This window comes from Achromobacter sp. RTa (genome assembly GCF_000757485.1).
Lineage (GTDB): Bacteria > Pseudomonadota > Gammaproteobacteria > Burkholderiales > Burkholderiaceae_B > Achromobacter.
Genome location: NZ_JPYO01000037.1, coordinates 1 through 20004 on the forward strand (window position 1 = coordinate 1; position 20004 = coordinate 20004).

Here is a 20004-nt window from a genome sequence, read left to right on the forward strand (position 1 = left end):
CCCATGTTCCCGTACACCTGTTACCTATGTCCCCGGTCTGTACACGCAGCCCCCCTGGGGGGCAGCAAGCACGCAACGCGTGCGCAGCGTGGGGGCCCACATAAAAAACGGGGCACCGATATGCATGGTGCCCCGCAAACATCCGTCTCATAGGGGAGGGGAAAGAGGAGAAGCCGAGACGGACGACTAGACGGCCAACCGAAGTTCGCGGTCTACATGAAGTTAGGCGACGCGATCTTCATTAAGTTTCTGGCGCGGTGCAAAAATTTCGGGCAAATTTGTATCAAATTATGCGCGGCGATGCCCCGCCGCCGCACAAAACGAAGGGCCGCTAAAGAGCGGCCCTTTGCATGCTCGACGCGCCAATCACGCCGCGACGAGGTTGCCCCGCATCTTCTTCAAGGCGGCGGCCTCGATCTGGCGGATGCGCTCGGCCGACACGCCGAATTCCTGCGCGAGTTCGTGCAAGGTGGCGCCGCCGTCGTCCTGCAGCCAGCGCGCCTCGACGATGCGGCGCGAGCGGGGGTCCAGCGCTTCCAGCGCATCGCTCAGGCCGTTGCCCTGCAACTCGTCGCGCGCGGCCCGCTCCAGCACCCGCGTGGGCTCCTGGCGGCCGTCGTCGGACAGGTAGGCGATGGGCGCGTAGCTGTCATCGTCGTCATCCTGGTTTTCCAGCGACATATCGCGGCCGGACAGGCGGACTTCCATCTCGCTCACGTCTTCGCGGCGCACGTTCAATTCGCGCGCGATGTGGTCGACCTGGTCGGGATCCAGCGTCTGGCCGTCGGGGCGCATGCTGCGCAGGTTGAAGAACAGCTTGCGCTGGGCCTTGGTGGTTGCGACCTTCACCAGGCGCCAGTTGCGGATGATGTACTCGTGGATTTCCGCCTTGATCCAATGCACCGCGAACGACACCAGGCGCACGCCGCGCTCGGGGTCGAAGCGCTTCACGGCCTTCATCAGGCCGACATTGCCTTCCTGGATGAGGTCAGCGTGGGGCAAGCCATAACCCAGGTACTGGCGGGCCACCGACACCACCAGGCGCAGGTGCGACAGGATCAGCTCGCGCGCCGCGCCCAGGTCTTCCTGGTCGCGCAGACGGCGGCCAAGTTCGGTTTCACGTTCCGCCGACAGGACCGGCAGGCGGTTCACCGCGGAAATGTATGCGTCGATCGTGCCGAGTGCGCCCGGATTGGCAATGGCCAACGCCAGGGCGTTGCCGGAAGTGGCCAACGAGGTACTGGGTTGTTTCATAGCGGGGGTCTCCGGAAGGCGAAGGGGTAACGACATGGATTCGATGTTAGCACTCTAGTAATGGGAGTGCTAATTCGACTATTGCGGCGCGTCAAAGTTTCCTCCCACATAGCTCGTCCTCATTTATTTTTCGGCCAGCCGGGCCGCCCCAAGGCGGGCCAGAGTACGGACCGGAGACATAGGTAACAGGTGTACGGGGACATGGGTAACAGGTTGATCAGCTTACTCATGGCCTTCAGATCCACTTGCCCGAGACAGCGCAGCCCCTCAGAGAGCAGCGAACGCACACAGTGCGCGCAGCGTGGGCGCTCACGCAAGAACAGCCGCGCCGCCGCCGGGCCGCCCCAAGGCGGCGCAGCCCCCCTCGGGGGGGCAGCAAGCACGCGTAGCGCGCGCAGCGTGGGGGGCTTCCACCTACCAGCCCAGGCGCTTCAGCCCTTCGGCCGTGGCTTCCCCGTCCGGGCGGATGAAAAGGGCGCCGCGCGGGTCCAGGAAGACCTGGTAGCGGGCTCCGTCGAACAGGGGCATGTAGGCGCCGCTGCCGAATTGGACATCGACGAAGGGAAACCAGTTCGGGAAATTCTTCTTCAGGGATCCCAGGTCCGGCGCGGGCCAGTCGTCCAGGGAGTGAACCGAGCGCGTAGCCGACGCCTCGCGGGCCGCATCGCTGTAGCGGCCGGACAGCCGCTCCAGGCGGTACAAGGGCGGCACGCCCGCCATCAGCGCCGGCACCCGCCAGCGGACGACCCGGGCATCGATCTGCCACTGGTCGCCATACAACACGTATTGCCGGGTTCCGGTGCCGGGCGCGCTGGCGGTGAGCTGGAACTGGCCCTCTGCCTGCTGCCGGATTTCAACGCGCGCGACGGGTTCATCGGTGGTCAGCCGGAAAAACTGCACCAGCGACAACGCCAGCAAGCCCGACACGCAGCCCAGCAGCACCAGCATCAGTCCGAACAGCCGGCGCACCGGCCGGAACTGGAACATCTTGCGGCCCCGCTCATCGCGTGGGCCGCCCCTGCCCAGCAACATGACGATCCCAGGCAACAGGACGACGACGGCGCCCAGCAGTATCCAGACGAAGGGAGCGATTCCGTTGATCAAGTCAGGCGTTCCTTTTTAAGAACACGCCGCGGGCTGCGGCCCGGCTGCCTCCCGGGTGCCGCGGGCCCGCCGCGGCAGGCCCGCCAGTATAGAAGCGGCCTCAGGCCGCCGGTTTTCCAAGCCGCTCGACGTGAAACCGGATGTGATCCTCGATGAAGGTCGAGATGAAGTAGTAGCCGTGGTCGTAGCCCTCATGGCGCCGCAGGACCAGCGGCTGGCCCGCGTCGGCGCAGGCCGCCGCGAATACCTCGGGATACAACTGCTCCGCCAGGAATTGGTCCGATTCCCCCTGGTCGATCAGGATGCCGCCCGGGAAAGGCTGCCGGGCCTGGCGCATCAGCGCGGAGGCATCGTAGGCGGCCCAGTCCTGCTCATCGGCGCCCAGATAGGCCCCGAACGCCTTCTTGCCCCAGGGGCATAGGCTGGGCGCGGCGATGGGCGCGAACGCCGACACCGAACGGAACTTGCCCGGGTTGCGCAGGGCCAGCACCAACGCGCCGTGGCCGCCCATGGAATGGCCGAAGATCCCGGTGCGCGACGCGTCGCCCGGCAAGGCGTCGCCCGTTACGATCCCGTGCAATTCCTCCGTCACGTAGCTGTACATGCGATAGTGGGTGCGCCAGGCTGGCGTGGTGGCGTCGACATAGAAGCCCGCGCCAGTGCCCAGGTCCCAGCTTTCGTCCTCGCCGGGGACGTTGGCGCCGCGCGGGCTGGTGTCCGGGGCGACCAGCATGACGCCAAGCTCCGCGGCCAGGCGCTGGGCGCCCCCCTTGATCATGAAGGTTTCCTCGGTGCAGGTCAGCCCCGCAAGGTAGAACAGCACGGGAACCGGCCCCTCTTCGGCTTGCGGCGGCACGTAGACCGAGAACCGCATGGGCAGGCCGATCTCCGTGGACTCGTGGCGGTAGTAGCGCTGCCAGCCACCAAAGCAGCGATGCTGCGAAATGAGTTCCAGGGCCACGGCCATAGTGTTCTCCAGTCGTGAGGGTCAAAAAAGCGCCGCCGGGTTAGGGTATATCCACGGTACGACGTTCCGTCGCCGAATGTTAACCTGCGCGATATCGGGTACGGACGACGAAAAAAAAGGCGGTTCCTTGCCCATATCGTGATCACGGGACTTGACCAGCGCCTACCGTGGCACTATTTATATACCGTGAGAGAAGACAAACCGTTCTTCCGGATACGCAAGTCCTGACACTATGGCCCGTCTGCCCCGTCTGTACGCCCCTGGGCTGCCCCAATTGGTGCAGGCCAACTTCATCCAGCCGCTGGCGGCGCCGTCGCAACCCGCGCCTGCCGACATCCTGAACCAACTGGCCACATGGCTGGGCGAATCCGCCCAACGCCACCGTGTCTCGGTTCATGGCTGGGTGCTCGCCAACGACCGCATCCTCCTGCTGGCCACGCCAGCGGACGAAGAGGGCCTGCCGCGGCTGATGCAAACGCTGGGCCGCAACCTGGCGGCTCGGCTGCGCGGCGGCCGTGTCTTCGCCGGACGCTACCGCTCCGCCTTGCTCGAGCCGGGCGCCTGGGTGCTGCCCGCCCTGGTCTGGCTCGAAACCTACCCCGTGCGCAGCGGCGCCTCGCAGGATCCCGATTCCTGGCCCTGGTCGTCCGCCGCCAGCCATACCGGCAACACCAGCGCGGCCCCGGCGCAGTGGCAATCCGACCACGCGGACTACTGGGCTTGCGGCAACACGCCGTTCGACCGCCAGGCCAACTACCGCAAGCGGCTGCAGGACGGCCTGTCGCGCGAGGAAAGCCAGCGCATCGACCAGGCGGTTTCCGGCCAGTGGGCCCTGGGCGGCCCCAGCTTCATCGCAAGCCTGGCCCACACCGCCAGCCGGCGAGTCGCCCCCGGCCAGCGCGGCCGCCCCCGCAAGAAGCCAGCCACTCCGGCCCCGGCCGACGCCGACGCCGAGCCGACGTCCACCCCGTCCGCTTCCAATACCTGATCCGGAATCCGCCCCAGGCGGCGGATCGCCATCGCTTCTTTCCTTCAGCCCAGCGCGCCGGCGGTGCGCTGGGCTTCATCGCGCCTGCCGCGGACACCGCAGCATTGGCGTACGCGCAACACCGCGGGCCACCTACGCCTGGCCTGGAGGCGTGCCCTAAAAATGGGGACGTATAAAGCAAAAAACGGGGATCCAAGCCTTCGGCGCGCACCGTCCCGGTGCATACCGTCTCGCAAGCCCGCTACTGGCGCCGCTGTTGCTTTGTCCCTATATTAATCCTCTATGAATAACACTTGATAAAATTAGGGGCAGACCCCTTTTATTTATATTGCGCCATGCTGCCTGCGGGGGTATTGTCCGTCTCCTGCACTGCAACATTACGACGCAGGCCCACTGCGGAGCGCGCCATGCCCCAAAACACCCAGATCGAATCCTGTCCCCCGCCCAAGGCGACCCCCATCGACGCCAGCCGCATCGGCCTGCCGCCGGTCCAGGGCCTGTACCACCCCAAGAACGAACATGACGCCTGTGGCGTTGGCTTCGTTGCGCACATCAAGGGCAAGAAAAGCCACGCCATCATCCAGCAGGGCCTGAAGATCCTGGAAAACCTGGACCACCGCGGCGCGGTCGGCGCGGACAAGCTGATGGGCGACGGGGCCGGCATCCTGATCCAGATCCCCGACGCGCTCTATCGCGATGAACTGGGCCAGCAAGGCATCGTCCTGCCGCCGCCCGGCGAGTACGGCGTGGCCATGGTGTTCCTGCCCAAGGAAACCGCATCGCGCCTGGCCTGCGAGCAGGAACTGGAGCGCTCGGTGCGCGCCGAAGGCCAGGTCGTGCTGGGCTGGCGCAATGTGCCGGTGGACGTCGATATGCCCATGTCGCCCGCCGTGCGCGCCTGCGAACCCGTGATCCGCCAGCTCTTCATCGGCCGGGGCGCCGACGTGATGGTGCCGGACGCGCTGGAGCGCAAGCTGTACGTGATCCGCAAGACCGCCAGCCACGCCATCCAGAACATGCACCTGGCGCATGGCAAGGAATATTTCGTGCCCTCGGCCTCGGTGCGCACCGTGGTCTACAAGGGCCTGCTGCTGGCCGACCAGGTCGGCCGTTACTACCGCGACCTGGCCGATCCGCGCACGGTGTCCGCGCTGGCGCTGGTGCACCAGCGCTTCTCGACCAACACCTTCCCGGCCTGGCCGCTGGCCCACCCGTACCGCATGATCGCCCACAACGGCGAAATCAACACGGTAAAGGGCAACTTCAACTGGCTGCGCGCCCGCGAAGGCATGATGCAGTCGGCCGTGCTGGGCGAAGACCTGAAGAAGCTGTATCCCATCGTCTACGAAGGCCAGTCCGACACCGCCACGTTCGACAACTGCCTGGAACTGCTGGTGAACTCGGGCTATTCGCTGGCCCACGCCATGATGATGATGATCCCGGAAGCCTGGGAACAGCACACGCAGATGGACGAAAGCCGCCGCGCGTTCTACGAATACCATGCCGCCATGATGGAGCCCTGGGACGGCCCCGCCGCGGTCGCCTTCACCGACGGTCGCCAGATCGGCGCCACGCTGGACCGCAACGGCCTGCGCCCGGCCCGCTACCTGGTCACCGATGACGACATGGTCATCCTGGCCTCCGAAGCCGGCACGCTGTCGATCCCCGAGAACCGCATCATCAAGAAGTGGCGCCTGCAGCCGGGCAAGATGTTCCTGATCGACCTGGAGCAGGGCCGCATCATCGACGACGCAGAGATCAAGCTGCAGCTGGCCAACAGCCGGCCCTACCGCCAGTGGATCGAACGCCTGCAGATCAAGCTGGAGTCGCTGCCGGCCCCGCGCCAGGCCGCCGTCGCCACGCAGTCGTCCGTCTCGCTGCTGGACCGCCAGCAGGCCTTCGGCTGGACCCAGGAAGACTACAAGTTCATCCTCGAGCCCATGGCCGCGAGCGGCGAGGAAGTGATCGGCTCGATGGGCAACGACGCCCCGCTGGCCGTGCTCTCGGACCGCGCCAAGCCCTTCTACAACTATTTCCGCCAGTTGTTCGCGCAGGTCACGAACCCGCCGATCGACCCCATCCGCGAACAGCTCGTGATGTCGCTGGTGTCCTTCATCGGCCCCAAGCCGAACCTGCTGGACATCAATAACGTCAACCCGCCGCTGCGCCTGGAAGTGTCCCAGCCGGTGCTGGACTTCGCCGCCATGGCGCAGATCCGCGACATCGAACAGGTAACCGGCAAGAAGTTCCGCAGCTTCGAGCTGGACATCACGTATCCCGCCGCCTGGGGCCCCGAGGGCATCGAGGCCCGCGTGGCCGCGCTGTGCGCGCGCGCCGTCGACGCGGTGCAGAGCGGCTACAACATCCTGATCGTGTCCGACCGCCTGGTCGACAGCGAGCGCGTGGCCATCCCCGCGCTGCTGGCCACCTCGGCCGTCCACCAGCACCTGATCCGCGCCGGGCTGCGCACCAACACCGGCCTGGTCGTGGAAACCGGCTCTGCGCGCGAAGTGCACCACTTCGCGCTTTTGGGCGGCTACGGCGCCGAAGCCATCCACCCCTACCTGGCGCTGGAATCGCTGGGCAAGATGAACGACCCCGAAAAGGCGGTGAAGAACTTCATCAAGGCGATCGGCAAGGGTCTGAACAAGGTCATGTCCAAGATGGGCATTTCCACGTACATGTCCTACACCGGCGCGCAGATCTTCGAAGCCGTGGGCCTGCAAAGCGCCCTGGTCAACAAGTACTTCACCGGCACCTCGTCCAACATTGAAGGCATCGGCATCTTCCAGGTCGCCGAGGAAGCGCTGCGCCAGCACCGCGCCGCCTTCGGCACCGACCCGGTCCTGGCCAACGACCTGGACGCGGGCGGCGAATACGCCTACCGCGTGCGCGGCGAAGAGCACATGTGGACCCCGGACTCCATCGCCAAGCTGCAACACGCTTCGCGCGCCAACAATTACCGCACGTACAAGGAATACGCGCAGATCATCAACGACCAGAGCCGCCGCCACATGACCCTGCGCGGCCTGTTCGAGTTCCGCTTCGACCCGTCGCGCGCGATCCCACTGGACGACGTCGAACCCGCCAAGGAAATCGTCAAGCGCTTCGCCACCGGCGCCATGTCGCTGGGCTCGATCTCCACCGAGGCGCACTCGGTGCTGGCCGTGGCCATGAACCGCATCGGCGGCAAATCCAACACCGGCGAAGGCGGCGAGGACGAACTGCGCTACCGCGATGAAATGCGCGAAGGCAAGAGCCCCGTCAAGGACGGCGACACGCTGGCCTCCGTGCTGGGTTCGGACCGCATCGAGGCGGACGTCCAGCTGAAGAAGGGCGATTCGCTGCGCTCGAAGATCAAGCAGGTGGCCTCGGGCCGTTTCGGCGTGACCGCCGAATACCTGTCGTCGGCCGACCAGATCCAGATCAAGATGGCGCAGGGCGCGAAGCCCGGCGAAGGCGGCCAGCTGCCCGGCCACAAAGTTTCCGAATACATCGCCAAACTGCGCTACTCGGTCCCAGGCGTGGGCCTGATTTCGCCCCCGCCGCACCACGACATCTATTCCATCGAAGACCTGGCCCAGCTCATCCACGACCTGAAGAACGTGAATTCCAAGGCGTCGGTGTCGGTCAAGCTGGTGTCCGAAGTGGGCGTGGGCACGGTGGCCGCGGGCGTGGCCAAGGCCAAGGCCGACCACGTCGTGATCGCCGGCCATGACGGCGGCACGGGCGCTTCCCCGGTCTCGTCGATCAAGCACGTCGGCACGCCCTGGGAACTGGGCCTGGCCGAAACCCAGCAGACGCTGGTGCTGAACCGCCTGCGCAGCCGCATCCGCGTGCAGGCCGACGGCCAGATGAAGACCGGCCGCGACGTCGTCATCGGCGCGCTGCTGGGCGCCGATGAATTCGGCTTCGCCACCGCTCCGCTGGTCGTGGAAGGCTGCATCATGATGCGCAAGTGCCACCTGAACACCTGCCCGGTGGGCGTGGCCACGCAGGATCCGGTCCTGCGCAAGAAATTCCAGGGCAAGCCCGAGCATGTCGTGAACTTCTTCTTCTTCATCGCCGAGGAAGTGCGCGAAATCATGGCCCAGCTGGGCATCCGCAAGTTCGACGACCTGATCGGCCGCGCCGACCTGCTGGACATGCGTTCGGGCGTCGAGCACTGGAAGGCGCAAGGCCTGGACTTCGCCCGCGTGTTCCACCAGACGCCGTCCGACGCCGACGTGCGCCAGACGGAAGAGCAGGACCACGGCCTGGCCGGCGCGCTCGATCACCAGCTGATCGAACGCAGCAAGCCCGCGCTGGAGCGCGGCGAGAAAGTCTCGTTCATCGTTCCGGTGCGCAACCGCAACCGCACGATCGGCGCCATGCTGTCGGGCGCCGTGGCTTCGCGCTACGGCCATGACGGACTGCCGGACGACACCATCCACATCCAGTGCAACGGCACGGCAGGCCAGAGTTTCGGCGCGTTCCTGGCGCACGGCATCACGATGGACCTGGTGGGTGAAGGCAACGACTACGTGGGCAAGGGCCTGTCGGGCGGCCGCATCATCGTGCGCTCTCCCAACGACTTCCGCGGCTTCGGCCCCGACCACATCATCGCCGGCAACACCGTGCTGTACGGCGCGCTGGCGGGCGAGGCCTTCTTCAACGGCGTGGCCGGCGAGCGTTTCGCGGTGCGCAACTCGGGCGCCGCCACGGTGGTGGAAGGCACGGGCGACCACGGCTGCGAATACATGACCGGCGGCACTGTCGTGGTGCTGGGCGCCACGGGCCGCAACTTCGCGGCCGGCATGTCCGGCGGCGTAGCCTACGTGTGGGATCCGGAGCGCACGCTCAAGCACCGCGCCAACCTGGCCATGGTGGAACTGGAACCGGTGTCCTCGCATGCCGAGCAGCTCGCGCAGAACGGCATGGATACCTGGCACAGCGCGCAGCGCGGCGGCGAACGCGAAACGGACGAGACCATCCTGCGCCGCCTGGTGGAAGACCACTTCCGCTACACCGGCAGCTTCCGCGCGCGCGAGATCCTGGGCGACTGGGAAGCCTCGCGCGGCAAATTCGTAAAGATCATGCCGACGGACTACCGCCGCGCATTGGGTGAAATGTGGCGTGCAGCCAACCCGCAACAACTGGCTGCGTGAGGGAAATCATGGGAAAGATCACCGGATTCATGGAATACCAGCGCCTGCAGGAGGCCTCGGAGGCCCCGCAGAAGCGTCTGAAGAACTGGCGCGAATTCGTGCTGCACCTGAACGACGACCAGGCCAAGCAGCAGGCGGCGCGCTGCATGGATTGCGGCATTCCGTTCTGCAACAACGGCTGCCCGGTCAACAACATCATCCCGGACTGGAATGACCTGGTGTACAAGCAGGACTGGAAGCGCGCGCTGGACGTGCTGCACTCCACCAACAACTTCCCCGAGTTCACCGGCCGCATCTGCCCGGCCCCGTGCGAAGCCGCCTGTACCTTGAACATCAACAGCGACGCTGTGGGCATCAAGTCCATCGAGCACGCGATCATCGACAAGGGATGGGCCGAAGGCTGGGTGGCGCCGCAAGTGCCGGCGCGCAAGACCGGCAAGAAGGTCGCGGTGGTGGGCTCCGGCCCCGCCGGCCTGGCTTGCTCGCAGCAGCTGGCCCGCGCGGGCCATTCGGTGACGCTGTTCGAAAAGAGCGACCGCATCGGCGGGCTGCTGCGCTACGGCATCCCCGATTTCAAGCTGGAAAAGCACCAGATCGACCGCCGCATCTCCCAGATGGAAGCCGAAGGCGTGGAATTCGCGCCCTCGACCTATATCGGCAATCCGAGCGACCCCGTGGCCGATGGCCTGACGGTGCGCACGCCGGAATCGCTGCTGGCCGAATTCGACGCGGTAGTGATGAGCGGCGGCTCGGAAACCCCGCGCGACCTGCCGGTGCCCGGTCGCGAACTGTCGGGCGTGTATTTCGCGATGGACTTCCTGCGCCAGCAGAACAAGGCCGTGGCCGGCGACCGCCTCACCAATCAGACGCTGGCCAAGGGCAAGCACGTGGTCGTGATCGGCGGCGGCGATACGGGGTCCGACTGCGTGGGCACCAGCAACCGCCATGGCGCGGCCTCGGTCACGCAGTTCGAACTGATGCCCCAGCCGCCCGAATCCGAGAACAAGTCCATGACGTGGCCGTACTGGCCGCTGAAGATGCGCACGTCCTCCTCGCACGAGGAAGGCTGCGAGCGCGACTGGTCCGTGACCACCAAGCTGCTCAAGGGCAGCAACGGCAAGGTCGAGAAGCTGGTCGGCGCGCGCGTCGAATGGTTCAAGGACGAAGCCACCGGCCAGATGAAGATGCGCGAGGCCGAAGGCTCGGAATTCGAGATCAAGGCCGACCTGGTGCTGCTGGCCATGGGCTTTGTGTCGCCGGTGCAGACGGTGCTCGACGCCTTCGGCGTGGATCGCGACGCGCGCGGCAACGTGCGCGCCAATACCGACGACTACCGCACCAACGTGGAAAAAGTCTTCACCGCCGGCGACATGCGCCGCGGCCAGTCCCTGGTGGTCTGGGCCATCCGCGAAGGCCGCCAGTGCGCACGCTCGGTGGACGCCTTCCTCATGGGCAGCAGCGAACTGCCGCGCTGATCCTCACGATCAGGCTCCAGCCAGATCGCCGCCGGGCGCATGCCCCGGCGGCGATTTTTTTGCCGGACCGCGCCAGCGCATCGCGGCCTGTTGCAACATAACCACTTTTCGATTGCGGTCTTTTCACGATTTGACACACGTCAAGCGGGCCAGACGCCAGGTTTGAGAACCTGTCAGCTCACCTAATGGAAAGATCGGAGAAGAAAATGTTTTCGCTGAACGGCCGTATCCGCGCCACCGCCATCGCCGGCCTGATCGCCGCCGGCACGCTTGCCGCTCCCGCGCACGCACACGAAGCCGGGGACGTGCTGCTCAAGGTCGGTGTGACGCAGGTCCGCCCCTCGTCCAACAACGGCAGCGTACTCGACGGCAGCGTCAAGCTGGACGTCAACAACAACGTGCGCCCGAGCTTCACCCTGACCTACATGGCCACGCGCAACATCGGCATCGAACTGCTGGGCGCCTGGCCCTTCCAGCACGACATCCGCGGCAGCGGCCTGGGCAAGATCGGCTCGACCAAGCACCTGCCGCCCACGCTGAGCCTGCAATGGCACATCCTGCCGGACAGCATGATCCAGCCCTACATCGGCGTGGGCATCAACTACACCCACTTCTTCGACACCAAGGCCGAGGGCGCGCTGAGCGGCTCCGACCTGAAGCTGAAGGATTCGTGGGGCGTGGCCGCGCAGCTTGGCGCGGACATCAAGATCAATGACCGCTGGTTCATGAACGCGGACATCCGCTACATCGACATCTCGTCCAAGGTGAAACTGGACGGCCAGCACATCGGCACCGCGCGGATCAATCCCTGGGTGGCTACGCTGGGCGTCGGCTACCGCTTCTGAGCGGCTTCCAGTTCCTGCCGCAAGGCCTGCAGCGCCGGCGTATCGTCGTCGGCGCGCCAGACCAGCTGGGTCAAGGCCCGGCCATGCGCGCCAGGCAGCGCGCCGACGCGCACGGAATGCGCCGTTCCCAGCACCTCGAGCACCGAGCGCGGCACGATGGCCACGCCCGACCCCGCGGCCACGCATGCCACGATGGCGTGATACGACGCGAACTCCATCACATTGCCCGGCGTAATCCCTTCCTGGTTCAGCCAGGACTCCAGGATGCGCCGATAAGAGCACCCGGAGGCGAACGCGATGACGCTGCGGTCGCCCAGTTCCCGGGCGCTCCCGATCGGATCCCACGCCATGGGCGAGATCAGCGCAAGCTCTTCCCGGAACGCGTCCACCGCCGCCAGCCCCTGCGCCGGAAACGGCTGGGCGACGAACGCGGCTTCGATGTCGTAGTTGCGCACCTTGGCGGCCAGCGCCGCCGAGGTGCCGGTCACCAGTTCGATGCGCACCTGCGGCCAGGACGCGTGATAGGCCGCCAGGATGGGCGGCAGGCGCGCGGCGGCCGTGCTTTCCATGGTGCCGATGCGCAGCACGCCTCGCGGCGAACCCTCGCGCACCGCCGCCTGCGCCTCGTCCGACAGGCGCAGCAGCCGGTCGGCGTACGACAGCAGCACCCGGCCCTGATCCGACAGCACCAGGCGGCGGTTCTGGCGCCGGAACAGCGGCGCATCCAGCGAGGCTTCGAGCTGCTTCAGGCGGGTCGACACGTTGGACTGCACGCGGTTCAGGTGCAGGGCGGCGCGCGCCACGCCGCCCTGGTCGGCCACCGCCTTGAATATCTGCAGCGCGTCCAGATCCAAATTTCTCATTTCAAGAACTCAAATTCTTAATAATTCACTATTAAAGATATTAGTACAGCCGTAGAGTAGGGGGCATGTCAACGCCCGTTACTTCTTCCGTTCCCGATTCCCGCAGCCCGGCCGCCCTGGCCTGGCCCGCGGCGCTGGCCCTGGCGGCCGCCATGGGGATCGGCCGCTTCGCCTTCACGCCGGTGTGGCCCTCCATGGCGCAGGAAGCCGGCCTGTCCCTGGCGCAGGGCGGCTGGCTGGCCTCGGCGAACTATGCGGGCTACCTGCTCGGAGCCCTGGCCGCCATCGCCTGGCCCATCCGGCGGCTGCGCGGCGCGCTGGCCGCCAGCCTGCTTGCCGTAGCCCTGCTGACGCTGGCCATGCCGTTCTGGCACGGAATGGCGGCTTGGTGCGCGCTGCGGCTGGCGGCGGGGTATGCAAGCGCCAGCGCCTTCATCTGCGTGGCGGCCTGGCGGCCCGCGCCCGCGGGCGACCCGCGCGAGGCGGGCGCGTCCGCCGTGACCTACGCCGGCGTGGGAGCGGGCATCGCGCTGACGGGGCTGGCATGCCTCGCCCTGGCGGCGCGGGGCGCGCGGGCGGACACCCTCTGGATCGCCCTGGGCGGCCTGGCGCTGGCCTTGTCCGCAGCAGCCTGGACCGGATTGCGCCGCCAGGCGGCGCCCGTCCCGCCGCGAGCCGCCACGGCGCCGGCCGCCGGCCTGCCTCCCGCCATGCCGCGGCTGGCCCTGCACTACGGCGTCTTCGGCGTGGGCTACATCGTTCCCGCCACCTTCCTGCCCGCGATGGCCAAGGAAACCATCCCCGACCCCGCGGTCTTCGGCTGGGCCTGGCCGCTGTTCGGGCTGGCCGCGGCGATCTCCTGCCTGCTGGTCCCGCGCCTGGGCCGCGGCCGCGACGACCGCCAGGTCTGGCGCGGCGCCCAGGCCCTGATGGCCCTGGGCATGCTGGCCGTGGCGATATGGCACCACATTGCCGCGGTGATCCTGGCCGCCGTGCTGGTGGGCGGCACCTTCATGGTGATCACCCAGGCGGGCATGCTGGCCGCCCGGCGGGGAGCCGGCGCGGCGGCCCCCAGGGCGGCCGCCATCATGACGGCGGCTTTCGCGGCTGGCCAGATATTGGGGCCGCTTCTGGCTTCGTGGGCGGCCGGCTGGGGCGCCGGCCTGCCGCAAGTGCTGGGGGGCAGCGCGGCGCTGCTGGCGCTTTCGGCATGGCGCTTGGGAAAAATCACGACAGACGTCGAAGGCGCTGGGCATAATGCGATCGGCCCACAGGGCTGTTCCACTAGAAAGCAGAAAGAGGAGTTCCCAGCATGAAACCGTTGCGCCCCCTGATCGCCGCCCTCGCGGCCGTTGCCGCCTTCAGCGGCGCCGCCCAGGCCCAGACCGCGGACTGGCCGGCCAAGCCCATCACCATGATCGTGCCCTACGCGCCGGGCGGCTTCGCCGATACCCGCGTGCGCCTGCTGGCGCGCAAGCTGGGCGACACGCTGGGCCAACCCATCGTGGTCGAGAACAAGGCGGGCGCCGGCGGCGTGGTCGGCACCAACCTGATCGCCCGAGCCGCCCCCGACGGCTACACCATCGGCACGGGCAATCTGGCGCCCATGGCGGTCAATCCGACACTGATGAAGGACATGCCTTACGATCCGCAGAAGGATCTGGCGCCCATCATCCTGCTCGAGAACAGCCCGCTGGTGCTGAGCGTGAACAACGACCTGCCGGTGAAGACGCTGGCCGACCTGATCGCGCTGGCCAAGAAAGAACCCGGCAAGCTGTCGTTCGGCTCGTCCGGCGTGGGCGGCGCCCACCACCTCTCCGGCGAAATGTTCCGCGAACAGGCCAAGATCGACATCGTCCACGTCCCGTACAAGGGCGGCAGCCTGGCCGCGACCGACCTCATGGGCGGCCATATCTCGATGATGTTCGAAATGGGCTATTCCGCGCTGCCGGCCATCCAGGGCAAGAAGATCCACCCCATCGCCGTCACCTCCGCCAAGCGCCTGGCCGTGCTGCCCGACGTGCCCACCATGGCCGAATCGGGCCTGCCCGGCTTCGAGTCGTACAACTGGCAGGGCATCGTGGCGCCCGCCGGCACGCCCGCGCCGATCATCGCCAAGCTCAATGCCGAGTTCAACCGCATCCTGAAAGAGCCCGACGTGCAGAAGGCCATTGCGGACACCGGCAGCCAGGCCGGCGGCGGCACGCCCGAGGAATTCGCGGCCTTCATCAAGAGCGAAACCGAAAAGTGGGCCCACGTCATCAAGGCTGGGAACATCCAGCTTCAATAACCTTTCAGGAGTAATCCCATGGCTACCCGTCTGATTGAACTGCTCAAGCTGCTCCACCCCATCGTCCAGGCCCCCATGGCCGGCGGCGCCACGACGGTGGAACTGGTCTCCGAAGCATCGAAGGCGGGAACCCTGGGTTCGCTCGGGGCCGCTTACATGGGCCCCGAACAGATCGAGGCCGCGGCGCAGGCGATCCGCGCGCGCACGCAGCGGCCGTTCGCCATCAACCTGTTCGCGTCGGTGCCGCAGGAAGCCATGCGCGGCGACGCCGGCCGCATGCTGGCCCTGATGGCGCGCTATCACCAGCAGCTGGGCCTGCCGGCGCCCGCCGAGCCCGGCCCCCAGCCGGATCCGCTGGAAGGGCAGATCGAGGCGATCCTGCGTGTGCGCCCGGCGGTTTTCAGTTTCACCTTCGGCCGCATCCCGGCGGAAGCGCTCGCGCGCTGCCGCGCGGCGGGCATCCTCACCGTGGGCACCGCAACCACGGTGCGCGAAGCGGTGGCGCTCGAGCAGGACGGCGTGGACGCCGTCGTCGCGCAAGGCGCCGAGGCCGGCGGCCACCGGGGCACATTCCTGGGCGGTTTCGAGGAATCGCTGATCGGCACCATGGCTCTGGTGCCGCAGGTGGCGGACGCCGTCTCCGTGCCGGTCATCGCCTCGGGCGGCATCATGGACGGCCGCGGCATCGCTGCCGCCCTGGCCCTGGGCGCCGACCTCGCACAAATGGGGACGGCCTTTCTCACCACGGAGGAGTCTGGTATTAACGAAGCCTACAAGGCGCTCCTTCCCGCCTCGCGCTCCGAGCAATCGCGCGTGACCCGGGCGTTTTCCGGCCGTCCCGCCCGCGGCATCGAAAACGCATTCATGCGGGACGCCGACACCCTTGCGGACGACATCCTGCCGTACCCCCTGCAAAACGCCCTGACGCGGCCCATGCGCACGGCGGGCGGCAAGGCGGGCAATATCGACGTGCTTTCCCTGTGGGCCGGCCAAGGCGCCCCCCTGGCCAGGCGCGAAACCACCGCGGACCTGGTCCAGCGGCTGGCCAGGGAAACGGCAGCGGCGCAGACGCGCCGCTGAACCGGGATTGTTCCCTGGCTCGAAAACACTGTTCCACGGACGGCCCCTCGCGTTGTGATTACAAAGCGTCGGGCTACAATGGCGCCTCGCCGCCGGGAGCCATGGCCCGACCTTGTCCCGGCATATGAGTAACAGGGCGCTTCCCGACGCCGCCTGTCTTGTCCGCGCCGGCCCCATGTCCGCCAGACGCATCGACCAGACAGCAGGGCAAGCACCGCCGCCGAAACACCCTTTCGTTGCCCATGCCCGCTCAAACAAGCAGCACCCCGGAATTCGCCCTGCGCCTGGAAGGCGTGGCGCTCGGCTACGGCGATTTCACCGTTCTGCGTGATATCTCCATGGACGTGCGCGCGGGCCAGGTGGTCGCCATCATGGGCGGCTCGGGCTCGGGCAAGACCACCCTGCTGCGGGCGGCCACCGGCCAGCTCACCGCGCAGCAGGGGCGGGTGCTGGCCTTCGGCCAGGACATGGCGCACGTCTCCCCGGCCGAACTGCAAACGCTGCGCACGCGCATGGGCGTGCTGTTCCAGCAGGGCGCGCTCTTCACCGACCTGAACGTCTTCGAAAACGTGGCCTTCCCGCTGCGCGAGCACACCCGGCTGGAAGAGACGGAAGTCACCGAGCGCGTGCTGGACAAGCTCGACGCCGTCGGCCTGCGCGCCGCCGCGCACCTGAAGGTTTCCGAAATCTCGGGCGGCATGGCCCGGCGCGTGGCGCTGGCCCGCGCCGTGGTGCTGGAGCCCGAACTCATTCTGTACGACGAACCCTTCGCCGGCCTGGATCCGATCTCGCTGGGCATCACCGCCCGCCTGATCCGCAGCCTGGCCGACCGCCTGGGCTGCGCGTCGGTGCTGATCACGCACGACGTCCAGGAATCGTTCTCCATCGCGGACCAGGTCTACCTGGTGGGCCAGGGCAAGCTCGCCGCCGCCGGGTCGCCGGAAACGCTGTCGGCCTCGCAAGACCCCTACGTGCAGCAATTCCTCAAGGGAGAGCCCGACGGCCCGGTCGCGTTCCAGTATCCCGAAACGCCCGCTTTCCAGAAGTGGCTTTCGCAACAGAAGGGGCGCCGCGCATGAGCGTATCCCGCAACCCTATCGGCTCGCTGGGCGGCTGGGTGCGCACCCGGGTCTCGGGCCTCGGCTACTTCACCCGGTTCTTCGGCGCCATGCTGGCGCGCAGCGGCATCGCGCTGTCGCGCCCCCGCCTGGTGTCGCAGCAGGTCCATTTCATCGGCAACTATTCGTTGCTGATCATCGCGGTGTCCGGCATGTTCGTGGGCTTCGTGCTGGGCCTGCAGGGCTATTACACGCTGAACCGCTACGGCTCGGAAGAGGCCCTGGGCCTGCTGGTAGCCTTGTCGCTGGTGCGCGAACTGGGGCCCGTCGTCACGGCGCTGCTGTTCGCCGGCCGCGCCGGCACCTCGCTCACGGCGGAAATCGGCCTCATGAAGGCGGGCGAACAGCTCGCGGCCATGGAAGTCATGGCCGTGGACCCGGTGCGACGCGTGCTCGTGCCGCGCCTGTGGGGCGGCATCATCGCCATGCCCATCCTGGCGGCGGTGTTCTCCATGGTGGGCATCCTCGGCGGCTGGGTGGTGGGCGTGGTCATGATCGGCGTGGACGCCGGCGCCTTCTGGTCGCAGATGCAAAATGGGGTGGACGTCTGGAAGGACGTCGCCAACGGCGTCATCAAGAGCCTGGTGTTCGGCGTCTCGGTGACGCTGGTCGCGCTTTACGAAGGCTGGCAGGCCAAGCCCACCCCCGAGGGCGTGGCCCGGGCCACCACGCGCACCGTGGTCGTGGGCTCGCTGGCGGTGCTGGGGCTGGACTTCCTGCTCACCGCCTTGATGTTTGGAAATTGATACGGATCGATCATGTCACGCGAAAAAACCGATTTCTGGGTAGGCCTGTTCGTATTGCTGGGTGCGGTCGCGCTGGCGTTCCTGGCGTTGCGCGCCGGCAACTTGAGCACTTTTTCTTTCGCGCCGACCTATACGGTAACGGCCAACTTCGATAACGTAGGCGGCCTCAAGGTGCGCGCGCCCGTCAAGAGCGCCGGGGTCGTGGTGGGCCGGGTCGACGGCATTTCGTTCGACGACAAGACCTTCCAGGCGATCGTATCGGTCAAGCTGGAAACGGCCTACCAGTTCCCCAAGGACACGTCGGCGTCCATCCTGACGTCCGGGCTGCTGGGCGAACAGTACCTGGGCCTGACCGCGGGCAGCGAAGAGGAGAATTTTGCCGACGGCGGAAAGATCCGCTACACGCAGAGCGCCGTCGTCCTTGAACAGCTGATCAGCCAGTTCCTGTATGGATCGGCGGAAAAGCAGGGCACGAATTCGCCGGAGCCCGCCGCGAAGACGCCCGATTGATTGAAGATTCTGCGAAAGACGCGGTAACAGGCGAGGTCCGCGTACGCAATATCATAAGAATTATGGATAGGGATGCCCTGATCATGAAGAAGAAAGCGATTTCCCGGATTGCCACTGTCGCAGCGGCTGGCGCGCTGATGGCCGGCTGCGCCGCACCGCAGAACCCGGATCCCCGCGACCCCTGGGAAGGCTTCAACCGCGGCATCTACAAGTTCAACGACACGGTCGACCGCGCCGTGTTCAAGCCCGTCGCGCAGGCGTATACCTTTGTCACGCCGGAGCCGGTGCGCAGTTGCGTGCACAATATTTTCAGCAACGTCGGCGACCTCTGGTCCGGCACCAACAGCTTCCTGCAGGGCCGGGGCCACGACTTCGTCAACACGCTCGGCCGCTTCCTGTTCAACACCACCATGGGCGTGGGCGGCTGCTTCGACGTCGCCTCGGCCAATGGCGCGCGCCGGATCCCGAACGACTTCGGCACGACGCTGGGCGTGTGGGGTTTCGGCCAGGGCCCGTACCTGGTGCTGCCGTTCTTCGGCTCGTCCACCGTGCGCGACGGCGCCGGCCTGATAGGCGACTACGCGGGCACCACCTACGGATACATGGGCGTGGACGCGATCGACAACGTCCGCCTGCGCAATTCGCTCTGGGGCCTGCGCGTGGTCGATACGCGCGCCAGCCTCCTGGACGCAACCGACACGGTCGACCGCGTGGCGCTCGACCCGTACAGCTTCGTCCGCGACGCCTATCTGCAACGCCGCGCCGCCATGGTGCTCGGCCAGAAGGTGGATGACGAGGCCTCGCTGCCCAACTACGAAGACGACGAGGACGCCGCCGCTCCCGCCGCGCCTGCCACCCCCGCCGCGCCCGCGCCGCAACCCGCGGCCAAATAAGCGGCGGGATCGCGCCATCAGTACCAGTAAGGAGTTTTGATGCAAGTTTCTTTTGTTTCCCTGCTGCAGCGGCTGGCTTTCGCAAGCCTCCTGGGGCTGGCCGCCGCCGCCGCGCAGGCCAAGCCCGATCCCAACGGCCCTCCGGACCAATTCGTGCTGGCCGCGGCCAATGAAACCCTCGATGTGCTCAAGGCCGACGGCGCCGTCAAGGCCGGAAACACCGCCCGCATCAACGAGGTCGTCAACGCGCACATCCTGCCCTACGTCGATTTCCAGAAGACGACGCGGCTGGCGGCCGGCCGCTACTGGCGCCAGGCCAACGAGCAGCAAAAGACGGCCCTGGCCGAAGCCTTCCGCGGCACGCTGGTGCGCACTTATAGCGGCGCGCTGACCCGGGTCACGCCCAGCACCACCATCCGCACGCTGCCGTTCCGCGGCGATCCCAAGGCCGACGACGTCGTCGTCCGCACGCTCATCAGCCAGTCCAACGGCCAGCCGACGGGCGTCGACTACCGCCTTGAAAAGACCCCCCAGGGCTGGAAGATCTACGACATGAACGTGGAAGGCATCTGGCTGATCGAGAACTACCGCAACCAGTTCGCCCAGCAGATCAACCAGAACGGCATCGACGGCCTGATCGACGCGCTGAACCAGCGCAACAAGTGATTCCCGTCCAGGCTGCCCCGGCCCGGCGCGCCTCTTGAGGCCCGCCGGGCCGTTCATT

The 20004-nt window shown here is 67.0% G+C and carries 16 protein-coding genes; 12 read left to right on the forward strand and 4 right to left on the reverse strand.

All coding sequences use genetic code 11. The features are described from left to right. Positions 1-366 precede the first annotated feature (366 nt). The 3 genes from rpoH to fghA form a co-directional block, all read right to left on the reverse strand. Positions 367-1254 carry an RNA polymerase sigma factor RpoH gene (rpoH, locus tag JL37_RS14895; RefSeq protein ID WP_043545010.1) on the reverse strand — a complete coding sequence of 296 codons (888 nt, stop codon included), beginning with the start codon at positions 1252-1254 and terminating at the stop codon, positions 367-369. A gap of 414 nt (positions 1255-1668) precedes the next feature. Beyond that, entirely contained in the window at positions 1669-2358 is a 690-nt protein-coding gene (locus JL37_RS14900; RefSeq protein WP_043545012.1) for a hypothetical protein, read from the reverse strand. 100 nt (positions 2359-2458) lie between these two features. Further along, complete coding sequence (gene fghA / locus JL37_RS14905) at positions 2459-3325, reverse strand: S-formylglutathione hydrolase (RefSeq protein ID WP_043545014.1); 867 nt, start codon at positions 3323-3325, stop codon at positions 2459-2461. Positions 3326-3557: 232 nt separating this feature from the next. Here fghA and JL37_RS14910 point away from each other — a divergent pair, with 232 nt between their 5' ends. The 4 genes from JL37_RS14910 to JL37_RS14925 all read left to right on the forward strand — a co-directional run bounded on the left by JL37_RS14910 (position 3558) and on the right by JL37_RS14925 (position 11780). Beyond that, on the forward strand, positions 3558-4313 hold the full coding sequence (locus JL37_RS14910; protein ID WP_043545016.1) for a hypothetical protein: 756 nt from the start codon (positions 3558-3560) through the stop codon (positions 4311-4313). Positions 4314-4720: 407 nt separating this feature from the next. After that, complete coding sequence (locus tag JL37_RS14915; protein ID WP_043545018.1) at positions 4721-9460, forward strand: glutamate synthase-related protein; 4740 nt, start codon at positions 4721-4723, stop codon at positions 9458-9460. An 8-nt stretch (positions 9461-9468) separates the two neighbouring features. Beyond that, entirely contained in the window at positions 9469-10935 is a 1467-nt protein-coding gene (locus tag JL37_RS14920; RefSeq protein ID WP_043545019.1) for a glutamate synthase subunit beta, read from the forward strand. Between the two features lie 206 nt (positions 10936-11141). Further along, on the forward strand, positions 11142-11780 hold the full coding sequence (locus JL37_RS14925; RefSeq protein ID WP_043545093.1) for an OmpW family protein: 639 nt from the start codon (positions 11142-11144) through the stop codon (positions 11778-11780). On the opposite strand, the gene JL37_RS14930 is transcribed toward JL37_RS14925, so the two are convergent. Further along, positions 11768-12643 (reverse strand): LysR family transcriptional regulator, encoded by an 876-nt coding sequence (locus tag JL37_RS14930; RefSeq protein WP_043545020.1) that lies wholly within the window; start codon positions 12641-12643, stop codon positions 11768-11770. The two genes, JL37_RS14925 and JL37_RS14930, sit on opposite strands and share 13 nt — an antisense overlap. A 65-nt stretch (positions 12644-12708) precedes the next feature. Between JL37_RS14930 and JL37_RS14935 the strand changes: the two genes are divergently transcribed. From JL37_RS14935 to JL37_RS14970, 8 genes are all read left to right on the forward strand, one after another. Next, on the forward strand, positions 12709-13959 hold the full coding sequence (locus tag JL37_RS14935) for a YbfB/YjiJ family MFS transporter (protein WP_043545021.1): 1251 nt from the start codon (positions 12709-12711) through the stop codon (positions 13957-13959). Next, positions 13956-14933: a tripartite tricarboxylate transporter substrate binding protein gene (locus JL37_RS14940; RefSeq protein WP_043545022.1), complete on the forward strand. Its 978-nt coding sequence runs from the start codon at positions 13956-13958 to the stop codon at positions 14931-14933. Before JL37_RS14935 ends, JL37_RS14940 begins: the two co-directional genes overlap by 4 nt. Before the next feature lie 18 nt (positions 14934-14951). Further along, on the forward strand, positions 14952-16013 hold the full coding sequence (locus JL37_RS14945) for a nitronate monooxygenase family protein (protein WP_043545023.1): 1062 nt from the start codon (positions 14952-14954) through the stop codon (positions 16011-16013). Between the two features lie 242 nt (positions 16014-16255). Then, positions 16256-17092: an ABC transporter ATP-binding protein gene (locus JL37_RS14950; RefSeq protein ID WP_043545024.1), complete on the forward strand. Its 837-nt coding sequence runs from the start codon at positions 16256-16258 to the stop codon at positions 17090-17092. Beyond that, positions 17089-17877 (forward strand): lipid asymmetry maintenance ABC transporter permease subunit MlaE, encoded by a 789-nt coding sequence (gene mlaE, locus JL37_RS14955; RefSeq protein ID WP_043545026.1) that lies wholly within the window; start codon positions 17089-17091, stop codon positions 17875-17877. Before JL37_RS14950 ends, mlaE begins: the two co-directional genes overlap by 4 nt. Before the next feature lie 12 nt (positions 17878-17889). Next, positions 17890-18387 carry an outer membrane lipid asymmetry maintenance protein MlaD gene (gene mlaD, locus JL37_RS14960; protein ID WP_043545027.1) on the forward strand — a complete coding sequence of 166 codons (498 nt, stop codon included), beginning with the start codon at positions 17890-17892 and terminating at the stop codon, positions 18385-18387. Between the two features lie 83 nt (positions 18388-18470). Further along, the gene (locus JL37_RS14965) at positions 18471-19280 is read left to right on the forward strand and encodes a VacJ family lipoprotein (RefSeq protein WP_043545094.1); all 810 of its coding nucleotides are present in this window, start codon (positions 18471-18473) and stop codon (positions 19278-19280) included. 39 nt (positions 19281-19319) lie between these two features. After that, positions 19320-19946, forward strand: a complete 627-nt coding sequence (locus JL37_RS14970; protein WP_043545028.1) for a phospholipid-binding protein MlaC — start codon at positions 19320-19322, stop codon at positions 19944-19946. The last annotated feature ends 58 nt before the right edge of the window (positions 19947-20004 follow it).